Raw genomic sequence first — 24,454 nt, 5'->3', positions numbered from 1 at the left:
CTTATGAGCTCAAATGAAACAACAACAGGCTTCAAACCAAAAAAATCAGTTGCACTTAGCGGACAAGTTGCAGGCAACACAGCACTTTGTACCGTAGGACGTAGCGGTAACGACTTGCACTACCGTGGCTATGACATTCTTGACCTTGCAGTGGGTAGCCAGTTTGAAGAAGTTGCTCACTTGCTCGTACATGGCAAATTACCAAACAAAGCTGAACTCAAAGCGTATAAAGCAAAATTAAAAGCACTTCGTGGCTTACCAGCAGCACTTAAAACTGCACTTGAGCAATTACCACCGTCTGCACACCCAATGGATGTGATGCGTACTGGTGTTTCAGTTTTAGGTTGTTTAACTCCAGAGCACGAAGACCACAACGAAGCGGGCGCAAAAGACATTGCTGATAAATTAATGGCAAGCCTAGGTTCAATGTTGTTGTATTGGTATCACTTCAGCAACAACGGTCGTCGTATTGAAGTTGAAACTGATGATGACTCAATTGCAGCGCATTTTTTGCACTTACTTCATGGTGAAAAACCATCTGAAGAGTGGATTGAAGCAATGCATACATCACTCATTTTGTATGCTGAGCACGAATTCAACGCATCTACATTTACGTCACGTGTAGTTGCAGGTACAGGTTCTGACATGTACTCGGCAATTACAGGCGGTATTGGTGCGCTTCGCGGACCTAAACATGGTGGTGCAAACGAAGTTGCATTTGTCATTCAACAACGTTACGACAACGCAGACGAAGCAGAAGCAGACATCCGTAGCCGTGTTGAGAAGAAAGAAGTTGTGATCGGTTTTGGTCACCCTGTCTATACAATCTCTGACCCACGTAACGAAGTCATCAAAAAAGTGGCACATGACTTGGCACAAGCACAAGAGAACACCAAGATGTACTTAATCGCTGAACGCTTAGAAGCAGTGATGAAAGATGCGAAAAACATGTTCCCGAACCTCGACTGGTTCAGTGCTGTGAGTTATCACTTAATGGGCGTTCCAACTGCAATGTTTACACCATTATTCGTGATTGCACGTACAGCAGGTTGGTCAGCGCACGTGATTGAACAACGTCAAGACGGCAAAATCATTCGTCCAAGCGCGAACTACACAGGCCCTGAAAACCTCAAATTCAAACCATTGGCGGAGCGTGGTTAATGAACACAAAATACCGTAAACCGCTGGCAGGAACCCAGCTTGAATATTACGACGTGCGTCAAGCCGTTGAAGATATTCAGCCAGGCGCATACGAAAAACTGCCTTACACGTCTAAAGTACTCGCAGAGCAATTGGTACGCCGTGCCGATGCCGAGAACTTAACTGCCTATTTAACGCAGTTGATTGAGCGCCGTCAGGACTTAGACTTTCCTTGGTATCCTGCGCGCGTGGTGTGTCACGACATTTTGGGCCAAACTGCTTTGGTTGACCTTGCAGGCTTGCGTGATGCAATTGCCGACAAAGGTGGTGACCCATCTAAAGTCAATCCAGTTGTACCAACTCAGCTCATTGTCGACCACTCTTTAGCAGTGGAATTCGGTGGTGCTGACCCAGACGCTTTTGAAAAAAACCGTGCTGTTGAAGACCGTCGTAACGAAGACCGTTTCCACTTTATTGAGTGGACTAAAACAGCATTTAAAAATGTCGATGTAATCCCTGCGGGGAACGGCATCATGCACCAGATTAACCTAGAGAAAATGTCTCCAGTGATTCAGGCGCGTGATGGCGTGGCATATCCAGACACATGTGTCGGTACAGATTCACACACTCCACATACAGACGCTTTGGGCGTAATTTCTGTGGGCGTTGGTGGCTTAGAAGCTGAAAATGTGATGTTAGGCCGTGCATCTTGGATGCGTCTACCAGACATTATTGGTGTTGAGTTTGTTGGTCAGCGTCAGGCAGGTATTACTGCAACAGATATCGTACTTGCTTTAACTGAATTCTTGCGTAAAGAGCGTGTGGTTGGTGCATACCTTGAGTTCTTTGGTGAAGGTGCTGACAGCATGTCTGTGGGCGACCGTGCAACCATTTCGAACATGACACCAGAATATGGCGCTACGGCTGCGATGTTCTACATCGATCAAAACACGATTGACTACTTACGCCTAACAGGTCGTGAAGATGCTCAAGTCGCGTTGGTTGAACAGTACGCAAAAGAAATCGGCCTTTGGGCAACTGACATGACCAAAGCAGAGTACCCACGTGTACTACGTTTTGATCTATCAAAAGTAACACGTAACATTGCTGGTCCATCAAACCCACATGCACGTGTTTCAACTGCGGACCTAAAAGAAAAAGGTATTGCGGGTGTTGTTGAAAACCGTTCTGACGGCTTAATGCCTGATGGCGCAATCATTATTGCGGCAATTACTTCCTGTACTAACACTTCTAACCCGCGTAACACTGTGGCGGCAGGCTTGTTGGCACGTAAGGCGAATGAGCTAGGCTTAGTTCGTAAACCTTGGGTGAAATCATCATTTGCACCGGGTTCAAAAGCGGCTGCACTTTACCTTGAAGAAGCGGGTGTTCTAAAAGACTTAGAGCAACTCGGTTTTGGTATTGTGGCTTACGCTTGTACGACTTGTAACGGTATGTCGGGTGCGTTAGATCCAGTTATTCAACAAGAAATTATTGACCGTGACTTGTACGCGACAGCAGTACTGTCTGGTAACCGTAACTTCGATGGCCGTATCCATCCATATGCAAAACAAGCGTTCTTGGCATCTCCACCACTAGTTGTGGCATATGCAATTGCAGGCACGATTCGTTTTGACATTGAAAAAGACGCATTAGGTCACGATAAAGACGGTAACCCGATTTACCTGAAAGACATTTGGCCATCTGATGCTGAAATTGATGCGTTAGTTAAAGAAGCTGTGAAGCCTGAACAGTTCCGTAAAGTCTACATTCCAATGTTTGACTTGGGCGTAACCGTAGAGGCCGAAAGTCCGCTTTATGACTGGCGTCCACAAAGTACTTACATCCGCCGTCCACCATATTGGGAAGGGGCGTTGGCTGCACCACGTACTTTAGCGAACATGCGTCCGCTTGCCATTTTGGGTGACAACATCACCACCGACCATTTGTCGCCTTCAAACGCGATTTTGATGGATTCGGCTGCGGGTGAATATCTTCACAAAATGGGTCTACCAGAAGAAGACTTCAACTCATATGCAACGCACCGTGGTGACCATTTGACTGCACAACGTGCAACATTTGCTAACCCGAAACTGTATAACGAAATGGTAGTTCGTTCAGACGGTACTATTAAGCAAGGTTCAAAAGCGCGTGTAGAGCCAGAAGGCGAAGTAATGCGTATGTGGGAAGCAATTGAAACCTACATGAACCGTAAGCAGCCATTAATTATTGTTGCGGGTGCTGACTACGGTCAGGGTTCAAGCCGTGACTGGGCTGCGAAAGGTGTACGCCTTGCAGGTGTTGAAGCGATTGTGGCAGAAGGCTTTGAACGTATTCACCGTACGAACTTGGTGGGTATGGGCGTGTTACCACTTGAGTTTAAAGCGGGTGTTAACCGCAAGACTTTAAAGCTAGATGGTACAGAGCTTTATAGCGTGATTGGTAATATCGCGCCACGTTCTGATTTAACGTTGGTGATTGAGCGCTCAACTGCCGATGGCAAAAATGAAATTGTGGAAGTGCCTGTGACTTGCCGTTTAGATACAGAAGAAGAAGTTTCTGTGTATGAAGCGGGCGGTGTATTGCAACGTTTTGCACAAGACTTTTTAGAAGGCCAAGTGGCTTAATATTTAGTCTATAACTGATTGAAAATTACTCAAAAGAGCCCTATCTTGATGATGGGGTTTTTTATACTTTAGGAAAATTATAATGACAGTTATTTCAAAAGGATCTGAATGGCATATTTGGGACTTACATTTTCATACACCTAGTTCATATGACTACAAGTATAAAGATGTGACAAATCAAGAAATTATACAGAAATTAAAAGAAAAAAACGTGAAAGTTGTAGCCATTACTGATCATCATATTATTGATATTGATAGAATTGTTGAGCTTCAAAAATTGGGTAGTGCTAATGGAATAATTGTTTTACCAGGAATCGAATTTTTATCTGATGCAAAAGGTAAAGAACCTATTCATTTTATTGGTATTTTCTCTCATGATAGTAAATTAGAGCATATTTGGGGGCAGATTAAGCATAGAACACCTATAAATAAAATAGATTCGGAGAGTAAACGTGTAAATGATATCTATTGTGATCTTGAAGATACTATTAAATTAATAAAGGAGTTGGGAGGAGTTGTAACTATACATGCAGGACAAAAGCATGGAAGTTTAGAAAATATAACTAACTCGTTAGATCATAGTATTGCTCAGAAAAAAGATATAGCTAATTTAGTTGATATCTTTGAATTGGGAAAAGAAACAGATCAAGATACTTATAATACTCATGTCTTTCCGAGGATTGAAAAAAGACTTCCAATGATTATTTGTTCAGATAATCACAATATTAGAAAATATGAAATTAAGCAAAAATTATGGATTAAGGGTGAACCAAGTTTTAATGGTTTAAAGTATGCACTTAATGAGCCACAGGAAAGATTTTATATTGGAGATGAGCCAGCGATATTAAAAAGAACTAGAGAAAATAAAACTAAATATATTAGTAGCTTGAAAATATCTCTTGATGGAAGTCATGATAAAAATAATATTTGGTTTGATGATGTTGAAATTCCTTTAAATAGTGAGTTAGTAACAATCATAGGTCATAAGGGGAATGGAAAAAGTGCGATATCAGATATTTTAGCTCTTTGTGCGGATGGTGAGCATTCGGGTGAATATCTATTTTTACACAAGGATAAGTTTAAAAAACGAGGCCTTGCTGAACGTTTTAAAGCATCGATTGAATTCTTAAGTAACTTTAAAACTTCTGAGCGAAAGCTAAACCATACAATTGATCCAACACAACAAAGTTTAGTTCGATATTTACCTCAAAGTTATTTTGAAAAAGTTTGTAATGAGATTGGTAAAGTCGAGGCTTTCAGAGAAGAAATTGAAAAAGTGGTTTATCAGTATGTACCCAAAGAGAAAAAAATGGGTGCAGAAAGTTTTAGAGATTTATTGGATTTAAAAAAGAAAGCAATTGAGACTGAAATTGCTTCAATTTTAGAAAGGTTAAGAGTATGTAATAAGCAAATAATTTCTTTAGAGGATCAGAGTGATCCTGCATTTAAAGAAAACTTAAAAAGTAAAATTAAAGTTAAGAAAGAAGAATTAGAAACGCATCGTCTTAACAAACCTACCGAAGTTTTAGATCCTTCTTTAGTTAGTCAATCGCCTGAAAATGAGAGGAAAAAAGTTGAATTATTGCAATATGAAAAAAATAGGGATGATCAAATAAGTCTAAAAGATCATTATGAGCAAAATTTAAAAAATTGTAATAGAACAAAATTAGAAATTGAAAACTTAATTAGAGAAATCAATAATAAAGTTAATGAGCTAAAATCATGTCTTGAAAATGGTATTAAATTATTTGAAAAATTGGAAATAAATCAAATAGATATTCTAAATGTGAATTTTAGTGAAAATATTCTGAGAAATAAAATTGCTGAATTAGATATTAAAATTGATGAATATGTAGCTTTACTTGATGAAGCTAATCATGAAAGCCCAATTTTTAAAATTAATAAATATCAATCTCTTATAGAATCAATTACTTCAGCTTTTACAGGAGAACAAAAAGCTTACCAAGCATATATAGATACGATAAAAGAATGGCGTTTTAAAGAAACAGAAATCATAGGGTCAATGGAAGAAGTAGACTCATTAACCTTTCTTGAAAATAAATTAAATTATATAGAACAGAAGCTTTTAATTGATTTATCTTTGCAGCGTAATGCTCGGTTGGAAATAGTAAAAGAAATTTATAAGAAAAAAGCTGAAATAAAGAATATATATGACGAAGTAAAAAATGGAATTGATAAACAGTTAGCTGAGTCAGATGTTTCTGAGCTAAATATTGCTAGCAAATTAGATTGTGACCAACATTTTAAGAAAAAAATATTAAGTAATATTCGACAGAATAAAGTTGGTAGTTTTTATGGTGGAGAAGACGGTGGCAGAATTTTACAAGATGATTTGATTAGTCAGACAGATTGGAATGATGAAGATAGTGTTATTGGTTTCCTAAAGAATTTTATTTATTATCTGGAACATGACATGAGAAATAATGAGAGAAAGAAAACTTATATTGGCGGAATTACTCAGGATAGATTCGAGCTGTACGATTATATTTTTGGATTAAATTTCTTAAATGAACATTATGATTTACAAAATAATGGTAAAAGTTTAGATCAATTATCACCAGGTGAGAAAGGTGCTTTATTATTAGTCTTTTATCTTGTTTTAGATAAGGAAGATATACCTTTAATTATTGATCAGCCTGAAGATAATTTAGACAATAATAGTGTTGCTAAGGTTTTAGTACCATTTATTAAACTTGCTAAGAAAAAGCGCCAGATTATACTCGTGACACATAATCCAAACTTGGCTGTAGTCGCGGATTCTGAACAGGTAATCAATGTGTCACTAGATAAACAAAATGGTTATAAATTTAATTTCATATCTGGTGGAATAGAAAATCAGACTATAAATAAACAGCTGTTGGAAGTACTTGAAGGGACGATACCAGCATTTTGTTTAAGGAAAGATAAGTATTCTATTACTTAATTTGTTTATAATCTAAATACTAGCAATAACTTGGGAAGCTTTTATTTCATCAGACTTCCCAAATTGCTTCTATTAAAATATATAAATACTTAGTGTTGTATGAAATTTCCAAAACTTTCAAGAAAAATATTGATAAGTAAAAATTAAAAAAAGCCCGACATCCTGTCGGGCTTTTTCGTATTTGGTTGCTAGATATGACTCCTGTCGTATCTCACGCTCCTAGTGCATGAACCTATTATTGTTGTTTTGTGTTCCGGAACATCCTGTTCCTCTATGAACTCATCATAGGAAAAAAGTGGGAAGTCGCCAATCCGCAAAATCCCTAAAAGTTTGTAAGATAAATCGTACAAATAACATTTTTCGCATTTATGCCATCATCATCGGGCGAAATGGACAATTGACAATCACTCTAACTGGGTTATATTCCTGTTTAATATCTATACGATTATAGGAACGCAATCATGGTAACAGCTGGCGAAAAACCCGGAACAGGCTTCTATTTCTGCGCTCAATGTGGCCAGAGAGTGTTTTTAGAAATTAATACAGATCGTTTACCGCCGTGCACTAAATGCTATTGCACTGAGTTTAAACGTTAAAAATAAAATAATATTTGCGTTCGCATTTAACAAAAAGCCCTGTCACCCGATGGGGCTTTTTTGTTAATTTAAAAATAAGACTTACATAACAAGACCCGCGATGGGCATGAAAAAGGAAACCGTTATGGAAACTATATTAGGTTTATGTATTGGCGTGGGTTTGAGCGCTGCCTGCGGTTTTCGCGTGTTTGTGCCGCTATTGGTCATGAGCATTGCAACCATGATGGGATGGTTTGAGCCATCAAAAGGTTTTGAGTGGTTAGCTCTACCATCGGTTTGCTTGGCTTTAGGTGTGGCAACGATGTGCGAAGTTGCGGCTTACTATATTCCGTGGGTCGATAATGCCTTAGACACGGTCGCAACACCTGCGGCTATGATTGCCGGTACGTTAGCGACGATGGCTGTGAGTAGTGGTGAAATGTCACAATTCGCAGGTTGGGCGGCAGCCATTATTGTGGGCGGTGGCACGGCTGGTGTGGTGCAAATGAGTACAGTCGCTGCACGCGGTGTTTCAACTGCAACTACGGGTGGCTTAGGGAATTTTGTAGTTGCGACAGGTGAGTGGATTGGGGCCATTTTACTTTCGGTTTCAGCTTTGCTAGTTCCCGGGCTTGTCGCAGTTGTGGTGGTTATTGCTGTTATTTTGGCAATACGTTGGATACGCCATAAAAAGCAAGAAAATATCAGTCATTCAACATCGTGAGTTTTTAAATTTAGTTGAATAAGAAAACTTAGACGTAATTTTATAATCTAAGTTTTCCATGTATATCACCACGTCACACGTTTTAATAAAATATCTTTATACATAGTAAAATCGCAGGCGAGGCCAAAGAACGGCTGTTTAAAGGTCGCAGGTTTATTATGCTTATAAAAGATCGGCTTTTCAGTTCAAGTCTATTTCACCCGAACTTTACGCCTTATGGTGGATTTTGTGCCATCGATGTTTAGAGCTAATACTAGTTTTATCAGCGGTAGCTCTACAGAAAAATAAACCAAGCATTGAGGCAGTACGGTCAAAGTATTTCTAAGATTCGATGCTAAGCTTTTTATGAGTACTCAAAAGAATTACATATATGAAAATCGTTGCCATTCAGCCTGCATTACAGTTAGGAAAGGTTGAAGCAAATTTAAAAAAACTTGAACAATTGATTTTAGCTGCACATCAAGAGCATACGCCTGATGTGATCGTACTTCCTGAGTCGATGACTTCTCCAAACGTCTATTCACCACAGGCGTTGTTTACACCACAACCTTTAGAGGGCAAGCCCTTACAGCTTTTAATCTGCTTAGCTAAGCAATTAAATGTGGTGATCACAGGTGGATTTGTAGCGATACGTGATGGGCATACTTATGGCAGTTATGTCATGGTGGAGCGTAATGGTGATTATCATCTGCATGACAAAGATATTCCAACGGCATGGGAGCAAAACTTTTATCGTGGTGGTTCGGACGATGGGCAGGTGGATTCGACAAGCTTAAACTGTAAAGTTGCTTTGCTGTCGGGCTGGGAGTGGGCAAGATTTCGCACAGCCAAACGTGTGCGAGAACAGCAAGCACAGTTGATTTTAGGCGGAATGTGTTGGTACTCCATGCCGATTAATTGGTATGGGCTATTGGGTACATGGATGCGTCATGAACATGAAATATATAAACATCAAAGTGAAGCACTGCCTGCACAAATGGCACGTTTAACAGGTATTCCAGTGGTACATGCTGCCCATGTCGGAGAAATCCTGAGTGATATGCCGATGTTACCTTACGTCAAATGGTTAACGGAAATGGTGGGTGAAACACAAATCTGTGATGCTACTGGAAATGTGTTGGCACGTATGAGTTTAGCGGATGGTGAAGGCTATATCGCCGCAGAGATTGAATTGGCTGAACCTAAACCTGTTGTACCCTTACAATCACGTTATTGGATTCCTGACATGACCCTGACTTCAAAATTAGCATGGCATGTCGGCAACCTGCATGGCGGATTGATGTATCGCGTGAGACATCGACTGAAAAAGTTTCCTTGGCAAAATGAGTTGAAGTAAAAATAGATTCCAATTAAACAAATAGCGATTAACAGGTCGTGAAGATGCTCGCGTGGTATTGATTGAACAGTACGCTTTAGGGTGATGAGAAGAATAAGAGTTGCTATTGATAACAATATGTTATGTTTAAGTTTGGTTGTAAAAAGAACAATTTTATCGGGAGTAATCAATAAATGACCGTTATGTTGGTAAAACCTCATTTGAGGTTTAAAGAGAGCTATAACAACTATATTAATGAATTAGCAGATGAAGAACGTTACCCTTTGACAATGGATTTTGATCATACAAATTTTGATTCGTTTTTGAATAAACTAAAAGAGTATGAAAATGGGGAATCTTTACAGGAAGGACATGTTGCCAATATTACATATTGGTTAGTAGAAGGCAGTGAAATTATTGGTGTATCTAACTTACGACCTAAGCTTAATGAACAGATTCAATATTGTGGCGGGCATATTGGTCTAGGTATTCGCCCTTCTAAACGTAGAAATGATTTTGGTTCAAAATTATTAGAGCTTACGATTCAGGAGGCCTGGAAATTAGGTTTAACGGAATTACATATACATTGTTATAAATCTAATTTAGCGTCCGCAAAAGTAATTCAAGCAAACAATGGTCGTCTTCATTCTGAAATTACTCAAGATCAAGTAATTCAACGGTATGTTGTGAATAAAACACTATAAGAATTTTCTTTCAGATTATTTTTAAACAGCAATAAAAAAAGCCCAACATCCTGTTGGGCTTTTTCGTATTTGGTTGCTAGATATGACTCCTGTCGTATCTCACGCTCCTAGTGCATGAACCTATTATTGTAGTTTTGTGTTCCGGAACATCCTGTTCCTGTATGAACTCATCATAGGAAAAAAGCAGGGTATCGCCAATCCGCAAAATCCCTAAAAGCTTGTAGGTTAAAACGTACATTGAGAAATAATTTAACTTTTCAAAGTGAATATGAATAATAGCCACCTTGTTACTTCAAGAAAAAATCAAATGCGTATTAGAAAATCTTCAAGACTATTAGTGATTAATGAAAAACATCAAATTTTATTATTTCAATTTACTCATACAAATGATGCTTTGGCTGGTCAATCATATTGGGCAACTGTCGGTGGAGGGCTTGAAGAAGGGGAAACCTTCGAGCAGGCAGCTTGCCGAGAGCTTTATGAAGAGTTAGGTGTAGTAAGACAAAATGTAGGTACTCATGTCGCAACACGAAATTTTGAAATGATGCTACCGAGTGCAGAAGTTGTGATTTCTGAAGAAAGGCTCTTTATTGTTTTTATTAAAAATGAAGAAGTGAATACAGCAAACTGGTCAGAACATGAGAAGCTTGTGATTAGTAAAAGTCGTTGGTGGACGTTTGATGAATTAAGTCAAACAGAAGAAATTGTTTATCCAAATAACATTCCTAATATTCTTGTAGATAGCTTGCCTGACATTTGTAAACTCTAAAATTTTCTTAATATTCAGATATAAAAAAAGCCCAACATCCTGTTGGGCTTTTTCGTATTTGGTTGCTAGATATGACTCCTGTCGTATCTCACGCTCCTAGTGCATGAACCTATTATTGTTGTTTTATGTTCCGGAACATCCTGTTCCTGTATGAACTCATCATAGGAAAAAAGTAGGGTATCGCCAATCCGCAAAATCCCTAAAAGCTTGTAGGTTAAAACGTACAAGGCATTTTAGATGGTATGTGTAAGTTTAAGCGTTTAAGCCATTAATAATGTATTTGCACTCTAGTTAAGTTCTATAATATGTACTTAAATTTAAAGAAGAAAATGATTATGTCTTTAATAGAAAAAGTGGTTCCTGTGGTATTCAGGGAAATAAATAATAACTTGGAAATTTTAGTATTTAGACATCCATTAGCAGGAATTCAAATCGTTAAAGGGACTGTAGAACACCAAGAACAATTGGAACAAGCAGCTTTGCGCGAGCTTTATGAAGAATCTGGAATAAAGAATGCACAAGTTCATTCATATCTAGGTAAACATATTCCCTCAGAGGCAGGGCCTGACTGGCATGTTTTTGTATGTACTACACATGACGCTTTACACGACACTTGGTCACATTTTTGTGAAGACGATAATGGATTAACTTTCGATTTTTTCTGGCATCCTTTCTTAAGTCCTCCAACAGAAGAATGGCATCCTCTTTTTAAAGAATTATTTGAATTTATTAAATCTAAATACAAGCTCAACTAACCAAACAACTTTAGGCCTCTGTGCCACAACAGACTTTAATCTTTTGCGCTGATTTAAAGTAAGAAACCATTGCAACACAGAGATAAAGGAGCTAAGCCAAACGCTTAGCTCATACTACTTTTGTCACACCGCTGCATGACGCTGAAAAAAGTAGGGGCAAAGTCCTGTGGGAGAACAGGACTTTGCAAACTGACATGTTCTAGGCGTTGCATGAGCTTAGGGGAGTAAGCTTGTTCAAGTCGCTGATAAATACAGTCACAACTAGTTTTGGTGTGCCCACCTGACAGGCAAATTTTTTCAAACTCCTGCTGGGTGTGTAGGTTGCAACCCGAAATACCCAAACTACCTAGAATGAAACTTAAAGCCAAAATAGGTTTATAAATTGTCATATTATTCTCATAATGATTTATATCTATGAGTAGAATAAAAATATAATTGGTTTTAAAGCTTAAAATAATTTTTAGGTAATAATTATCCCTCCCATGTATATAGGAAAATAAAATAATTTAAGTTTTAAAATAAAAATAATTTATAAATTTAAAAAATAGACAATAGAAAACCTAAATTTTAAATAAATAAAATAATTAATCTAAAGAGGGAATAAGTTTGAAAAGTGTCATGGTCAACTCCTTATAATTTATGGAGTCCTACCACCAGATTACCGCGAATTAATTTATGGTGGTAGAACGAAAGGGGGTTGACAGACTGGAAACAAAGGAACCAGCACACACAAAGGTGTCCCCCTTCCGCCCTACCATAGAGAAAAAGGGGGCGAACGAGTTCCCGACACACAAAATAAGAATTTTGCATATCGACTTTGTTATTCGCGGTCTGTCATAACCGACTGGCAATGTAGGCCAGCAACGAGATAATAATCGGTGATTTTAATTACGTCAATTTAATATTTAAAATATTTTTGATTTAATAATAAATCTAAATGTATTTTTAAAATAATGGAATTAATGTTTATGTTTAATTAGAAAAAATAAAGAATTAAATAAAACTCCAAAGATGTAGAAAATAATAATCAAATTAGTTTATATTTACTTTCTTTAAATAAAAAATTAATAGAATTATGAAAAAGCTTTTGGTTTTAGTCATGGCTGTCTTAAGTTCACAAGTTGGTTGTGCCCAAAAAACTGAGAATAAAACAGAAATGGGCATTCAAAATTCTAACTCTATTGTTATTCAACAATTAGAAAAGTTTAAAACTCAAGATCATTTTGCTGGAGATGGAAAGCTATACACAGGGGTTCAAGATCCTGCATTACGTATGAGTTTGGATCAAAAAGTGGCTAATGCTGCACAAGCTTTTATTGCGCTCTATCAACAAAAGAATGAGCCAACTAAGGCAGAACTTTTACATGTTCTTGCTTATGGAATTAGCCAAATCGATCCTGATAAGCTTGATACAGAAGATCGAGAACAAGTGGCAACTACATTTGAAAGTTTTCTCGATATTGTAGGCCTAGAAAGTTCGGAAGGTATTTTAAATAAATGGGTATACGGTGAAGAAATTAGTAATTTATTGGAGCAAGATAAACATTAAGTTTTGATTCTTTATTCTAAACTTTTAAGCATTTCTTTCGCATCTGTATCGCCTGCATTGGCCGCTTGCTGAAACCATTTCTTTGCCATTTCTAAGTTTTTCGGCGTGCCTTCACCATTTAAATACATCTGGGCCAAGTTGTACTGGGCATCGCTTTCGCCATGCTCAGCCGCTTTGGTGTACCACTTAAGTGCCTGCCCATCACTTTGGGTGATGCCGTGACCTTTTTTATATAGCTGAGCTAAATTATATTCTGCGGGTGGGTAGCCTTGCTCGGCAGCACGACTAAACCATTCAAACGCCTGCCCATAATCTTGAGCAGTTCCTTCACCTCTGTCGTATAAAACCCCTAAGTTATATTGCGCTTTAGCATGACCCTTAGCCGCAGCCTTAGTAAAATAATCAAAAGCGCGCTTGGCATCTTTTTCGACGCCCGTGCCTGTGTAATACATCATACCTAAACTATATTTTGCGCCCACGCTTCCATTTTGGTCAGCCGCAGTTAGCCATTTAAAAGCTTGCTCATAATTTTTAACAACGCCTTGTTCGCCACTTAAAAGCATCATACCCAAATGATATTGAGCAACGGGTTGCCCTTGTTCCGCACGATATTGAATATCCGCGACACTCGGCTCAGCAAATGCTGAAGAATGAAGCGAGAAAATCACCATAAATATATAAAAAGCAGACTTTTTTATTTTCATATCTCATCCTGAATTTTATTAATTTGAAGATTTACTTACTTTTGTATCTATTTGAATATAAAAGAAAAGTATCAAATATGTCTCTGTGGCTGATATCACTTTAAAATGATCTGATTCTACGGTTTAAATACCTACTTAAAAAGAAATTAACCTAAAACAGCAGATTTAGACCAGTTACATTTTGAAAATGAGTATAGATAGACAGGTTAGTCTTTTTTTAATTAAAATGCGGCCTAAATATAAGTTTGATTGATAATAAAAATGCAGATGAGTGTGTCGAGTATATTGGAGCGTTTAGGCCTTGTTTCACAAAATCGTGCTGTTCATATCCAATTCTCAAATCAGTCTTTAAATCAGCAAGTCTTCTTACAACGTATTGAAGGCGAGCATACGCTCAACCAAGGCAGCGTTGCTGAGTTACTGTGTCTGTCGACAAACGCACATATTGCATTAAAACAATTTATTGGCTGTCAGGTTGCCATCGATCAGGTGACAGACATGGGCCAGTTTTTTAGAACCACAGGCATTATTACCGAAGCGAGCCAAGGGCAAAGTGACGGCTCACTCACCATTTATAACTTAACTTTAAAAGACCCAACTGCACTGTGGCATAAACGCCGTAATAGCCGCGTGTTTATGAACAAAAGCGTGCGGGATATTAGCGAAATTCTGTTTAAGGAATGGCAGGGGAAAAGCCCGTTATTTGCCTCAAGCTTAACGCTCGACACGGCAGGCTTAACTAAAGACTATGATGTGCGTCCATTTGTGATGCAGTCAAACGAAAGCGATTATGACTTTTTAACCCGTTTGTGGCGCAGCGAAGGCATTAACTGGCTGGTCGACGAATCGCAGCTTTTGGTCGCTGACCCGAATGCGTCCATTCAGCCGCAAGTGTTACGTTTAGTTGACGATAACCAAAATTATCAGGCCCTTGAACGCCGTAGCCTACGTTACCAACGTAGTAGTGCTACGGAACAGTTCGATACCATTACCCAAGTTAAAGCTGAACGCCGTTTACAACCGACTTCGGTTCATGTGCAGCGCTGGCAAGCTGATGCCCTGCAACAAGAAGAAGGTAGCGGTAGCGTACAGGGCACGCAGCAACATAGTGAACACTATGACAATGCGAGCCTGAACCTTGAAGATGCATGGCACGTCAGCCCAGCGTGGATGCAGGACTTAAAAGGTGAAGACCAAGCCACCGCTTCCGGTAATAGTCAGATTGAACAGCTTAACCAGCATATTAATGCTTACCATCACCTGAGTTCTAAACAGTTTACCGTTTCAGGTAACGTCCGTGATGTACAAGTGGGTTACTGGTTTGAACTCAATGACCATCCTGAACTCGACCAACATGATAGTGCTGATAAAGAATTTTTAATCTTAAGCAAGCACTACTATAGCCAGAATAATTTACCGAAAGAATTACAGCAGCAACTTGAGCGCCTATTACCAAAAGACAAGCTCAAGGCAGCTCAGCTCGACAGCCAAAACCCTGAGCAGCGCCACTTTGCTGAGCTGAATGTTGTTCGACGTAACATTAAAGCTGTTCCTGAATATAACCCGCTAGAGCACCGACCAGCCGCTCACCCGCAGCGCGCTAAAGTGGTGGGGCTAGAAGGCGAAAGCATTCATGTCGATCAGTGGGGACGCATTAAAGTCCGTTTCTTGTTTACCCGAAATGACGACCATAGCCATGATGGTGGAGCTGGAAGTAACGACAATGACACCGACTCCGCTTGGGTAGATGTACTCACCCCGTGGGCAGGCGCAGGCTATGGCGCACGCTTCTTGCCTCGCGTGGGCGAAATCGTGGTCATCGACTTCTTTGATGGCAATATTGACCGTCCATTTGTGGTGGGACGCATTCACGAAGCTGAACGTCACCCCACCCAATTCGATCAGAAAGGCCAGCTACCTGATACCAAAAAACTCAGCGGCATTCGCTCCGAAGAAGTTGATGGTAAAGGCTTTAACCAGCTACGTTTTGATGACACTACGGGGCAGATCAGTGCCCAGCTACAAAGCAGCCATGCGGCAAGCCAGTTAAACTTGGGTAACTTAAGCCATCCAAAAGACAAGGCAGAGAGCGAAGGCCGAGGTGAAGGTTTCGAGCTACGAACTGACCAATGGGGTGCGGTGCGAGCGGGCAGTGGTTTACTCCTTAGTACCCACAAGCAGGACCAAGCTCAAGGCGTACACCTCGATGCAAATGAGGCCAAGCAACAAATAGACGGTGGCCTTAACAATGCCAAGGCACTCAGTGAAGTCGCCAAAAATCAGCAAACTGACCCTTTAGAAAATTTAGAAAACCTAAAATCCTTTATTGAAAAACTCGAGCAACAAGACAACGCAAAAGCCAAAACTTTCAAAGATGCAATTATGCTGCTGGCGAGTCCAAATAGCATCGCGCTGAGCAGTAACGAAGACATTCACTTAAGCGCAGATGGCCAGATAAACCAAACTGCTGGGGACAGCATAAATCTGTCTACACAAAAGAACCTGATTGCACATGCCCAAAATAAAATCAGCCTTTTTGCAGCGCAAGAAGGGGCAAGACTCTATGCAGGCAAAGGCAAAGTCGAGATACAAGCGCAAGGTGACGGAGCAGATTTAATTGCCCGTAAAGCTGTTCAGATTATTTCAGCAGAAGACAAAATTGAAGCGACCGCAGCCAAAGAAATTGTACTCACTGCGGGCGGCTCTCAAGTCAAAATTACCAGTTCGGGCATTTTTATGACTACAGGCGGTAAGTTTGAAGTGAAGGCTGGGCAGCATTTGTTTAAAGGAGGGGCTGAAGTAGGCATGAACCTTCAAGGTTTACCCGCTTATGAAACCTATAATGAGAGATTCAAGATGCTATTGCCTTCTGGTGAACCACTTTCATTTGTTGATTACAAGATATCTTCTGAAGGTAAAGAAATTTTTGCTAACGCAGATAAGAAAGGTCAAACCAAAGAAATACATAGCCCTAAAGAACAGGGGCTTAAGCTCGATTTGTTATGGTTGGATCTAGAAACAGTAGATGAAGCCGAAGTTTGGGTAGATCCAGAGCAAGGAAGTAAAAATGTCTAACAGTTTAGATTGGAACAGTAAAACGAACATAAGTGAACATAGTTGTAAGGATGCTCACTGTGATTGTTTGACATTTTGGGAAATATATCAGCAAGAAGCGATCAAAAGATTATCTAACTTACAAAAAGCGAATAACTATAAACTTGAGCCAGGATATGAGGCGAGAGCGAGAAGAATCGCCTCCGTTTATGCCAAAATATTTTTAGAAATAGAGCACGGCGGAAATAAAAATCTTTTAGGAAGATATTATTGGATGGGCTTAGGAGCTTTTGCCTCAAAAACGGTTGCAACTATATTCAAACATTGGGGGAGCCTGCTTGGTTATAATGTAGGCGTGCAAGAAGCTCTGAATCTTTTTGCTCGCGGTAATTTGTGGTTGTTTATGGATATTGCACCTTGGCATTTAGCTTGGAGCGTTTCGTCAGCGACCTTTGTAAGTTGTAAAGAAGAGCGAGATACTAGTAAATTTAAATTTGTTAAGCCAGCATTAATGAATTTGCCATGGTCATCATGTTTGCCCACTATTAAAAATTTAAAAGCGACGGATGAAATTAGAGCGGCTTTTGTTCTGTTACCTGAAATTGAGAAAGCTTTTTTGAAGGGCAGTGATGAGAAAAGTAAATATAGAAAAGCGAGTCAAAACCTATTCGATCATATGATGGATATTGCTGTGCAGGAACAACATAATATTCTTCAAGTCGTTGTTTGGGAAAATAGGTCAGTTAAATTCGGTGCCTGGATGCAACGTTGGTTTATAGGTATGCCAGATGCCACACTTGTTCTATCAAGTGATTATAGTGTAGACGCTGTAAAAAAGAATTGGTTTGGCAATTATACAGGTAATAAAGCTGATCAATTAGTAGAGTTAAAAGAGGATGTCTATCTTGCTCCTCTCGATGATACGATTGCTGAAGATTATGATAGTCGTATGAAGTGGATTGGTAAAGCAGCAGAAAAATATCACCGTTTAATGCTTGATGAAAAAGGTCGGCCATTTTTACAACAAGAATTGAAAACCATTTCTAAATGGGGAAATAGTAAAGCCGATTTTAAAATACATTCAAGTAGTAATGAAGGGAAGGTGTGATGCTAGACAAGGCTGAAAACTTATTATGAAAAACTATTTATCTTTATTTATCTGCATTATTACATGCATCTTTTTAACTTCTTGTAAGCCCGCAAATAATACTACCCAAGGAAATAAGTCGATGACCCAAAATCAAGATGTAATAGCCCTTCATTTTGGTGAACAAGGCATGCAGGATTTTACTAAAAATAGTACTACACCAGTTGATCGTCAGCCTGCAGGGATGAATTTTTTATCATTAGATTGGACTCCACCAAAACTAGGTCGAATACGTGTGTTTAGTGAAAAGAGTAATTTAGAAATAGAAAATGTAATCAGTGTGCTAGGTACACAAGTAGCTCGACGAAGCAATGATGGTATTCAAATCATGGACATTAATGCTAGCTTGCATCCAAATGAATATACCACGAGCCAAGAAGCTTATACTGCTTATACTAAATTAGTACATCAGATTAATGACAAACAATGGAAGCAGTATTTTTTACCTTTTAGTGCTCGAATTGATAAACAAGATAATCTAAAGCATATGACTGAAACTATGGGCGAGGTTATAGATCCAACTTATATCTTAAGTTTTAAAGAATGGCAGGATGTTCTTTCGAAAACAAATAGGTTGGTATTTAATTTATATAATGGGGATGTGGAGTTGGGTATTAGTCTTCGACGGACCTATAAAGATGATAAAAAAGAACAGTATATGGTGCGGTACAGCTTTGAAAACTTTAAATATGCAGGGCGAAATGCTATTTCTGATTCAGATAAGATGAATTCAGAACAATTAAAACAAGCATTTGAAGCTGAAGTTGCCAATAATAAGAAAGCTCGTAAAACTGAAGAAAACAATATGAAAAAAGAGGGTTATCATATAGATGAAAGCTATATAGACCCAGACATTTGGCCTTACGTGCAATAATCTGTAAGAAGCGTAATTGATTACGCTTCTTCGGTCATAAGAAATAATTTTAAGCAGCTTGAATTGCTTCTCCACAAAGAGAAACAGTTTCTTGTTTGCGTTGGTGTAAGTACCAGAACTGCTCTGCAATAGTTTCGGGATGTACTGTGTAGGTCTTATCTTCTGCGCCTGATGTCCCATCAACGAAACCATTCACAATCACTTGGCTCACGTAAACATTTGAGTCAGCTAGACTATGAGCAAGTAAGTTGGTGGTTTTATATTGGGCGGCAGCAGTAATTGCTAATGATGAATATTCTTTGGCAACTAAATCTATTCCGACCGCATCGAACGCGAAAATTCCATTGGTCGATAAAATGCTGCCATGATTTTTTTCTAAATCACGTAGGCAAGCTTGTACCGTAGCAATATAGCTCGAAACGCGAATATGAAAGCTTTTGGTGAGCTCCAGTGGAGGGGTTTCTAATATGTTGCCTTCAATATCATGGAAAGCATTCCAATGAATATTTTTAATCTCTCCTAATTGATCTTTAATACGATTAATAAGATTTGGTATGTTTTCAAGAACCGCTAAATCATATGTAAAAGCGTAAGCTTCAATACCATGTGATTTAAGTTCTAAAATGGCCTTTTCGAGTTTTTCGGCATTTCGTGCCACTAACCCGATTTTATAGCCTTCTTTACCAAATTTATGTGCTACGGCTTTGGAAATACCTGTTCCATAACCAAAGATTATAATATTGTTGTTCATTATAAAGTTCCAAAAACCAATTATTTGGTTAGAAATAGTTTATAATATGTTTTTATAATGTATTCAAGCGAAAAAGTTATCTATAAAAAATAATACTGAAAGAGCAAAACAAAAAATCTTAAAAGCAGTAATGAGTAAGTTTGGTTTGAATGATCCAGATGGGACAACGATTGATAAAATAACTTTTAATTTGACTTATTTATCTTCATATCATAAATTAATTGGAACGATCGTTCCTGTTAAGGCTGCTTATGAGAACAAAGGAATTTGAAATTGATGAAATTGCTGATGCAGCCATGCATGTTTTTTGGCGTCATGGATATGCAGCGACTTCAGTTCAAGACTTAGTTGAAGGTACAGGATTATCTAGAAGTAGCCTTTACAGTGCTTTTGAAAGTAAGCAAGGGCTTTATCAAAAAGCATTAAAACGTTATGAACTTTTAACTACACTTAATAATGTGAAGTTGTTGTCTGGTTCAGGCTCGCCAAAAGCACTGATTCGGCAATTACTGATTAATGTAGTTGAAGATGAGCTAAATGATGCAGAACACAAAGGCTGTCTGGTCGCAAATGCTTGTTTAGAGTTAGCTGGTCATGATGAAGATGTCACTCAATTTGTTGTAATTAACCTACAGAAACTACAGCATGCTTTAGAGCGTTTATTAATTAAAGCTCAACAATCTGGTGAAATTGCTTCTACTCAAAATCCGCGTGCGTTAGCAAGTTTCTTTCTAAATACTATGCAAGGTTTGCGTGTTTTAGGCAAAGGCAGCCCACTTGAACAAAGAAAGCAATGCTTAATGGATGTGGTCGAGATTGCTTTAAACGTTTTATAAAATTCATTTAAACCTTAACTATTGTTGAGCTGAATAGTTAAGGTTTTTATTTAACTTAAACTGGAATGATCATTCCATAATGGCGATTTTTAGTTCACATGGATAACAAATGTCTTCCTGTCCTAACGTTGTAAAACAAGCGTATAGCTATGCAGAGCATGGTAAGTACGTTAAAAAAGAATTTGAGAGTAAAGCTTTATGAATATTAAGAGTGATGAAGCATCTCATCAGTTAAGTGAAGAGTTCTCTGCTCAATTACCGATTTGGAAACTGTTGGCTTTTACTGTTGCAGGTTTTCTGACCATCATGACAGAAACTATGCCAGCAGGGCTTTTGCCCCAAATCAGTCAAGGGCTAAATATTTCAGAGGCATACGCAGGGCAGCTTATAGCAGTGTATGCCTTAGGTTCGGTTTTAGCGGCTATACCTCTCATTAGTCTTACCCGTAGTTGGAATCGGAGACCCTTATTACTCAGTGCTATTGCAGGGTTACTTTTATTTAATGCGATTACCGCGTTATCAAATGATTATATTTTGACTTTGATTGCTCGTTTCATTGCAGGTATGGCGGCGGGCGTTATATGGGGGCTTTTAGCGGGTTATGTAAGACGGATGGTCCCAGCATCTTACCAAGGTCGAGCTTTAGCAATTGCTGGGGTTGGGCAGCCAATTGCTTTGTCTATTGGTGTTCCTTTGGGTGCTTGGTTAGGAACGCTGTTTGAGTGGCGTGGCGTATTTTGGATAATGTCTTTACTGGCATTGATGTTATTTGTCTGGATTCGTTTTAGTATTCCTGATTTTGCGGGACAGTCAGCACAAAAAAGGTTGCCCATTTTAAAAGTTCTTTTAATGCCCGGCATTAGAGCTGTTTTAGCAGTCGTATTCCTTTGGATATTAGCCCATAGCATTCTTTATACTTATATTTCGCCTTTCTTGGCCTCGACAGGGCAGGCATACAAAGTCGGGACGATACTTTTTGTATTTGGTATTTCTTCAATTGTAGGCATCTTGATTACAGGTGTGTTTATCGATCGATCATTAAGAAAAATAACGCTTTTAAGCTTATTTGTATTTGCTATTGCAACAATACTGTTAGGTGCTTACAGTTCTTCGAGTTTTGTAGTTATAACTGGCGTAGTGCTATGGGGAGTAACTTTTGGCGGTGCTCCAACATTATTACAAACAGCCTTAGCAAATACTGCGGGTCATGAAGCAGATGTCGCACAGTCCATGTTGGTCACTATGTTTAACCTTGCTATCGCATTCGGTGGAATGGTTGGCGGTGGGTTACTTGAAAGTTTTGGCGCAGCTTCTTTTCCATGGATTATGCTGGTTTTTGCTCTCATCGCGTTATGCACTGTTTACAATGCTCGTAAGCATGGTTTTATCTCTTCATAAAAGATTTTTGCCCTTCATGACTGAAGAAGTGAAGGGTGGTTTAATTTTTATATTTTGATGCAATGCTATAAAAAACAGTTAAAGAGTTGGTAAAATAAACCGTAAAATACAAATAAAGTGGAATTTAAATTTAACTAATTATTGTGAAATGGGAATAAATTCTTTTTAATTTACTTAATGGCGTAAAAATTTCCAAAAATAATGAAAATTAGCTGTTCTTAGAAAAACAATCCCGCAGGGTGCTGGCTAAACTATATCTCAAGGGTGTGATAGGGATCGAAAAGAGTAGCATGCACCAAAACGTATAACGTTAGTGTGTACTCACCCAAAAGGTCTCGATTCGGCTTAGGACGCTATAGATCAAAAGTTTATAGGCATAAGGTTCTAACTTACAAAGTTATAATTGTTGAAGTAAACCATAGATGTTTTCCCTTGACACCCTAAAAAATTCTCTATAATAAAAACGATACTTTACAAGAATATAATTTATGAATAAGCCTTATCTTTCTGCCTTGCCGCATGACAGCCAAATCTCATCTCAATTGAACAATGCTTACTTCCACGACTCGTGGAGTATTGTGCTTGGTCAACCAGACCTTAATGTATTTGGGCAGCTCATTAAACTGTTCCATCACACGCCTCAATGGATAGAATGGAGTATGAATTTACGTAATAAAATTACTTCAAAGATTGGGCTTAAAGATTTAGGAAGTTTTAAGCAAATTGATGCGCATAAAAAAGAAAATGAATATGTAGCTGGTGATCGAATTGGAATTTTTACCTTGTTACAGCGTACCGAAAATGAGTTAGTAGTTGGCGATGACGATAAACATTTAAATGTGACTTTATCTATTTATAAAAATGAAGAGACTCAAGTTCTTACCGTGACCACAGTAGTCCATATTAAAAATTTACTTGGGCGGCTGTACATGTTGCCTGTGATTCCTGCCCACCGAAAAATAGTACCAGCCACTTTACAGATATTGGGTTAGAGCACTATTTTTATTTACGATGTTATCTGTTGAAATCGTTTATATAATATACGTATTATCAATTGCGAGCTGAATAAAATGGACAATAAAAACCAGTATCGCCAATGCGCCGTTTGTGGAAAAAATTTTCCCTTAAAAGATCTGGTTTCGGGTGAAGTCATTCGAGATGTAATTGGTGAAGAAATCTTGAAAGATTATCCGGAGTGGTCTTTTTCAACCTTTATTTGTCGTGCTGATTTGGCAGACTACCGTATTAAATATGTGCAATCACTATTACGTTCAGAAAAAGGCGAGTTAACAACTTTAGAAAATGAAGTGATTGGCAGTATGCAACGGCATGAGCTGATTAGTCGAAATACAGAGACAGAGTTCGATCAGAATTGGACTTTGGGTGAAAAACTAGCAGATAAAATAGCTTCATTTGGCGGAAGTTGGGTCTTTTTAACTTGTTTTGGACTATTTTTAGTGGCTTGGATCATTTTAAATACTGTAGTGATGGTTGTACATCCTGTTGATCCTTATCCATTTATTTTACTTAATCTGGTGTTGTCGTGCTTAGCTGCAATTCAGGCACCTGTCATTATGATGAGTCAAAATCGGCAAGAGGTAAAAGATCGGTTACGCGCTCAACATGACTATCAAATTAATTTAAAAGCTGAGCTTGAGATTCGCCATTTACATGAAAAAATGGATCATCTTTTATCACATCAATGGGAAAGACTTGCACATATTCAAGAAATCCAACTCGATCTTTTATCTGAAATGAATAAAAAACGTTAAAAACTGAATCTGAGTTTCACGTGGAACATGATGAGTTTTATAGAATATTTTGCGGTAAATTGGAAATTTCTTTATGATCTGCCGCCATGCTCCCTTGCTGTTTCTACGACAATGCCTTTAAACGACAACTTTGTTTATGCTCCGCCACAAGATCCGCTTTCAATCCTATTTGAAGATGACGATTTGGTCGTGGTTGATAAACCTGCGGGCTTGTTGTCGGTAATGGGACGTTTACCTGAACATCATGATAGTGCCTATTTAAGAGTGCTTGAAAAGTTCCCTTTAGCCAAAGTGACTCATCGTCTAGATATGGCGACTTCGGGGTTGCTTATGTTTGCAAAGCATCGTGATGCAGAAGTCGCGGTGAGTAAAATGTTTCAGGCGAGAACGGTCAAAAAACACTATATTGCCGTGGTACAAGGGCGAGTAAATCAAGAAGGGAGCGTCGAGGTTCCGCTCATTACCGATTGGGAAAATCGACCTAGACAAATCGTGCATTTTGAGTTGGGCAAACATGCCAAAACCTTATTTCAGCCTTTGGTTTATGATGCCCAAACAGATCAAAGCCGCGTCTTACTCGAACCAGTGACAGGGCGTTCGCATCAGCTACGTGTCCACATGATGCATATTGGACATCCGATTATGGGTGACAAGTTATATCACCCTGAACCTAAACGTTTTCACTTAAACCGTATGGCGTTACATGCCGCATATTTGGCTTTCCAACACCCATTAAATGGAACGGATGTGGTGATTGAATCGAAGGTGCCTTTTTAAAATTTATATAATTAAAAAAATTAATTTGATGCAATTGGG

21 protein-coding genes and 1 pseudogene are annotated in these 24,454 nt (G+C 38.6%); 18 read left to right on the top strand and 4 right to left on the bottom strand.

The features are described 5' to 3' along the window. Positions 1-3 precede the first annotated feature (3 nt). The 5 genes from prpC (at position 4) to ACLBWE_RS16265 (ending at position 8,010) form a co-directional block, all read left to right on the top strand. Entirely contained in the window at positions 4-1,161 is a 1,158-nt protein-coding gene (gene prpC / locus ACLBWE_RS16285; RefSeq protein WP_003655705.1) for a bifunctional 2-methylcitrate synthase/citrate synthase, read from the top strand. Beyond that, positions 1,161-3,767: a Fe/S-dependent 2-methylisocitrate dehydratase AcnD gene (acnD, locus tag ACLBWE_RS16280; protein WP_416660026.1), complete on the top strand. Its 2,607-nt coding sequence runs from the start codon at positions 1,161-1,163 to the stop codon at positions 3,765-3,767. Before prpC ends, acnD begins: the two co-directional genes overlap by 1 nt. A gap of 82 nt (positions 3,768-3,849) precedes the next feature. Then, positions 3,850-6,711: a TrlF family AAA-like ATPase gene (locus tag ACLBWE_RS16275; protein ID WP_447604007.1), complete on the top strand. Its 2,862-nt coding sequence runs from the start codon at positions 3,850-3,852 to the stop codon at positions 6,709-6,711. A 461-nt stretch (positions 6,712-7,172) separates the two neighbouring features. Next, the gene (locus ACLBWE_RS16270; RefSeq protein WP_004640417.1) at positions 7,173-7,307 is read left to right on the top strand and encodes a zinc ribbon-containing protein; all 135 of its coding nucleotides are present in this window, start codon (positions 7,173-7,175) and stop codon (positions 7,305-7,307) included. Between the two features lie 124 nt (positions 7,308-7,431). Next, on the top strand, positions 7,432-8,010 hold the full coding sequence (locus ACLBWE_RS16265; RefSeq protein ID WP_447604006.1) for a DUF4126 domain-containing protein: 579 nt from the start codon (positions 7,432-7,434) through the stop codon (positions 8,008-8,010). A gap of 65 nt (positions 8,011-8,075) precedes the next feature. Here the strand turns inward: ACLBWE_RS16265 and ACLBWE_RS16260 are convergent. After that, positions 8,076-8,180, bottom strand: a pseudogene (locus ACLBWE_RS16260) (Mpo1-like protein); the annotation flags it as partial. Positions 8,181-8,380: 200 nt separating this feature from the next. On the opposite strand from ACLBWE_RS16260, the gene ACLBWE_RS16255 reads away from it, so the two are divergent. The 4 genes from ACLBWE_RS16255 to ACLBWE_RS16240 all read left to right on the top strand — a co-directional run bounded on the left by ACLBWE_RS16255 (position 8,381) and on the right by ACLBWE_RS16240 (position 11,553). After that, positions 8,381-9,346 (top strand): carbon-nitrogen hydrolase family protein, encoded by a 966-nt coding sequence (locus tag ACLBWE_RS16255; protein ID WP_447604005.1) that lies wholly within the window; start codon positions 8,381-8,383, stop codon positions 9,344-9,346. A gap of 173 nt (positions 9,347-9,519) precedes the next feature. Continuing rightward, positions 9,520-10,029 (top strand): GNAT family N-acetyltransferase, encoded by a 510-nt coding sequence (locus tag ACLBWE_RS16250; protein ID WP_447604004.1) that lies wholly within the window; start codon positions 9,520-9,522, stop codon positions 10,027-10,029. Positions 10,030-10,297: 268 nt separating this feature from the next. Continuing rightward, the gene (locus tag ACLBWE_RS16245; RefSeq protein ID WP_447604003.1) at positions 10,298-10,798 is read left to right on the top strand and encodes an NUDIX hydrolase; all 501 of its coding nucleotides are present in this window, start codon (positions 10,298-10,300) and stop codon (positions 10,796-10,798) included. A gap of 335 nt (positions 10,799-11,133) precedes the next feature. Next, positions 11,134-11,553, top strand: coding sequence for an NUDIX hydrolase (locus ACLBWE_RS16240; protein WP_447604002.1), 420 nt, complete (start codon positions 11,134-11,136; stop codon positions 11,551-11,553). Between the two features lie 104 nt (positions 11,554-11,657). On the opposite strand, the gene ACLBWE_RS16235 is transcribed toward ACLBWE_RS16240, so the two are convergent. Beyond that, entirely contained in the window at positions 11,658-11,942 is a 285-nt protein-coding gene (locus ACLBWE_RS16235; RefSeq protein ID WP_447604001.1) for a hypothetical protein, read from the bottom strand. Positions 11,943-12,628: 686 nt separating this feature from the next. Here ACLBWE_RS16235 and ACLBWE_RS16230 point away from each other — a divergent pair. Beyond that, the gene (locus tag ACLBWE_RS16230) at positions 12,629-13,102 is read left to right on the top strand and encodes a DUF4844 domain-containing protein (protein WP_132072361.1); all 474 of its coding nucleotides are present in this window, start codon (positions 12,629-12,631) and stop codon (positions 13,100-13,102) included. An 11-nt stretch (positions 13,103-13,113) separates the two neighbouring features. Here the strand turns inward: ACLBWE_RS16230 and ACLBWE_RS16225 are convergent, their stop codons facing one another. Then, positions 13,114-13,806 carry a tetratricopeptide repeat protein gene (locus ACLBWE_RS16225; protein WP_447604000.1) on the bottom strand — a complete coding sequence of 231 codons (693 nt, stop codon included), beginning with the start codon at positions 13,804-13,806 and terminating at the stop codon, positions 13,114-13,116. 261 nt (positions 13,807-14,067) lie between these two features. Between ACLBWE_RS16225 and ACLBWE_RS16220 the strand changes: the two genes are divergently transcribed. Genes ACLBWE_RS16220 through ACLBWE_RS16210 form a run of 3 tightly spaced genes read left to right on the top strand, consistent with a single transcriptional unit; the run spans position 14,068 to position 18,881 of the window. Next, positions 14,068-16,881 (top strand): type VI secretion system Vgr family protein, encoded by a 2,814-nt coding sequence (locus tag ACLBWE_RS16220; RefSeq protein ID WP_447603999.1) that lies wholly within the window; start codon positions 14,068-14,070, stop codon positions 16,879-16,881. Further along, positions 16,874-17,968, top strand: coding sequence for a DUF2515 family protein (locus ACLBWE_RS16215; protein ID WP_447603998.1), 1,095 nt, complete (start codon positions 16,874-16,876; stop codon positions 17,966-17,968). Before ACLBWE_RS16220 ends, ACLBWE_RS16215 begins: the two co-directional genes overlap by 8 nt. 25 nt (positions 17,969-17,993) lie before the next feature. Then, entirely contained in the window at positions 17,994-18,881 is an 888-nt protein-coding gene (locus ACLBWE_RS16210) for a hypothetical protein (RefSeq protein WP_447603997.1), read from the top strand. A 49-nt stretch (positions 18,882-18,930) separates the two neighbouring features. On the opposite strand, the gene ACLBWE_RS16205 is transcribed toward ACLBWE_RS16210, so the two are convergent. Further along, positions 18,931-19,632, bottom strand: coding sequence for an SDR family NAD(P)-dependent oxidoreductase (locus ACLBWE_RS16205; protein ID WP_447603996.1), 702 nt, complete (start codon positions 19,630-19,632; stop codon positions 18,931-18,933). 251 nt (positions 19,633-19,883) lie between these two features. On the opposite strand from ACLBWE_RS16205, the gene ACLBWE_RS16200 reads away from it, so the two are divergent. The 5 genes from ACLBWE_RS16200 (at position 19,884) to ACLBWE_RS16180 (ending at position 24,415) form a co-directional block, all read left to right on the top strand. Continuing rightward, the gene (locus ACLBWE_RS16200) at positions 19,884-20,468 is read left to right on the top strand and encodes a TetR/AcrR family transcriptional regulator (RefSeq protein WP_447603995.1); all 585 of its coding nucleotides are present in this window, start codon (positions 19,884-19,886) and stop codon (positions 20,466-20,468) included. A gap of 198 nt (positions 20,469-20,666) precedes the next feature. Next, positions 20,667-21,866: an MFS transporter gene (locus ACLBWE_RS16195; protein ID WP_447603994.1), complete on the top strand. Its 1,200-nt coding sequence runs from the start codon at positions 20,667-20,669 to the stop codon at positions 21,864-21,866. Between the two features lie 488 nt (positions 21,867-22,354). Beyond that, positions 22,355-22,858 carry a DUF2867 domain-containing protein gene (locus ACLBWE_RS16190; protein ID WP_017391556.1) on the top strand — a complete coding sequence of 168 codons (504 nt, stop codon included), beginning with the start codon at positions 22,355-22,357 and terminating at the stop codon, positions 22,856-22,858. 78 nt (positions 22,859-22,936) lie between these two features. Then, the gene (locus ACLBWE_RS16185) at positions 22,937-23,638 is read left to right on the top strand and encodes a DUF1003 domain-containing protein (protein WP_447603993.1); all 702 of its coding nucleotides are present in this window, start codon (positions 22,937-22,939) and stop codon (positions 23,636-23,638) included. 111 nt (positions 23,639-23,749) lie between these two features. Continuing rightward, the gene (locus ACLBWE_RS16180) at positions 23,750-24,415 is read left to right on the top strand and encodes an RluA family pseudouridine synthase (RefSeq protein WP_447604041.1); all 666 of its coding nucleotides are present in this window, start codon (positions 23,750-23,752) and stop codon (positions 24,413-24,415) included. Positions 24,416-24,454: the final 39 nt, after the last annotated feature.

Source organism: Acinetobacter sp. M5A5_2a (assembly GCF_053345265.1).
This window is presented reverse-complemented; position numbering and strand designations above follow the sequence as displayed.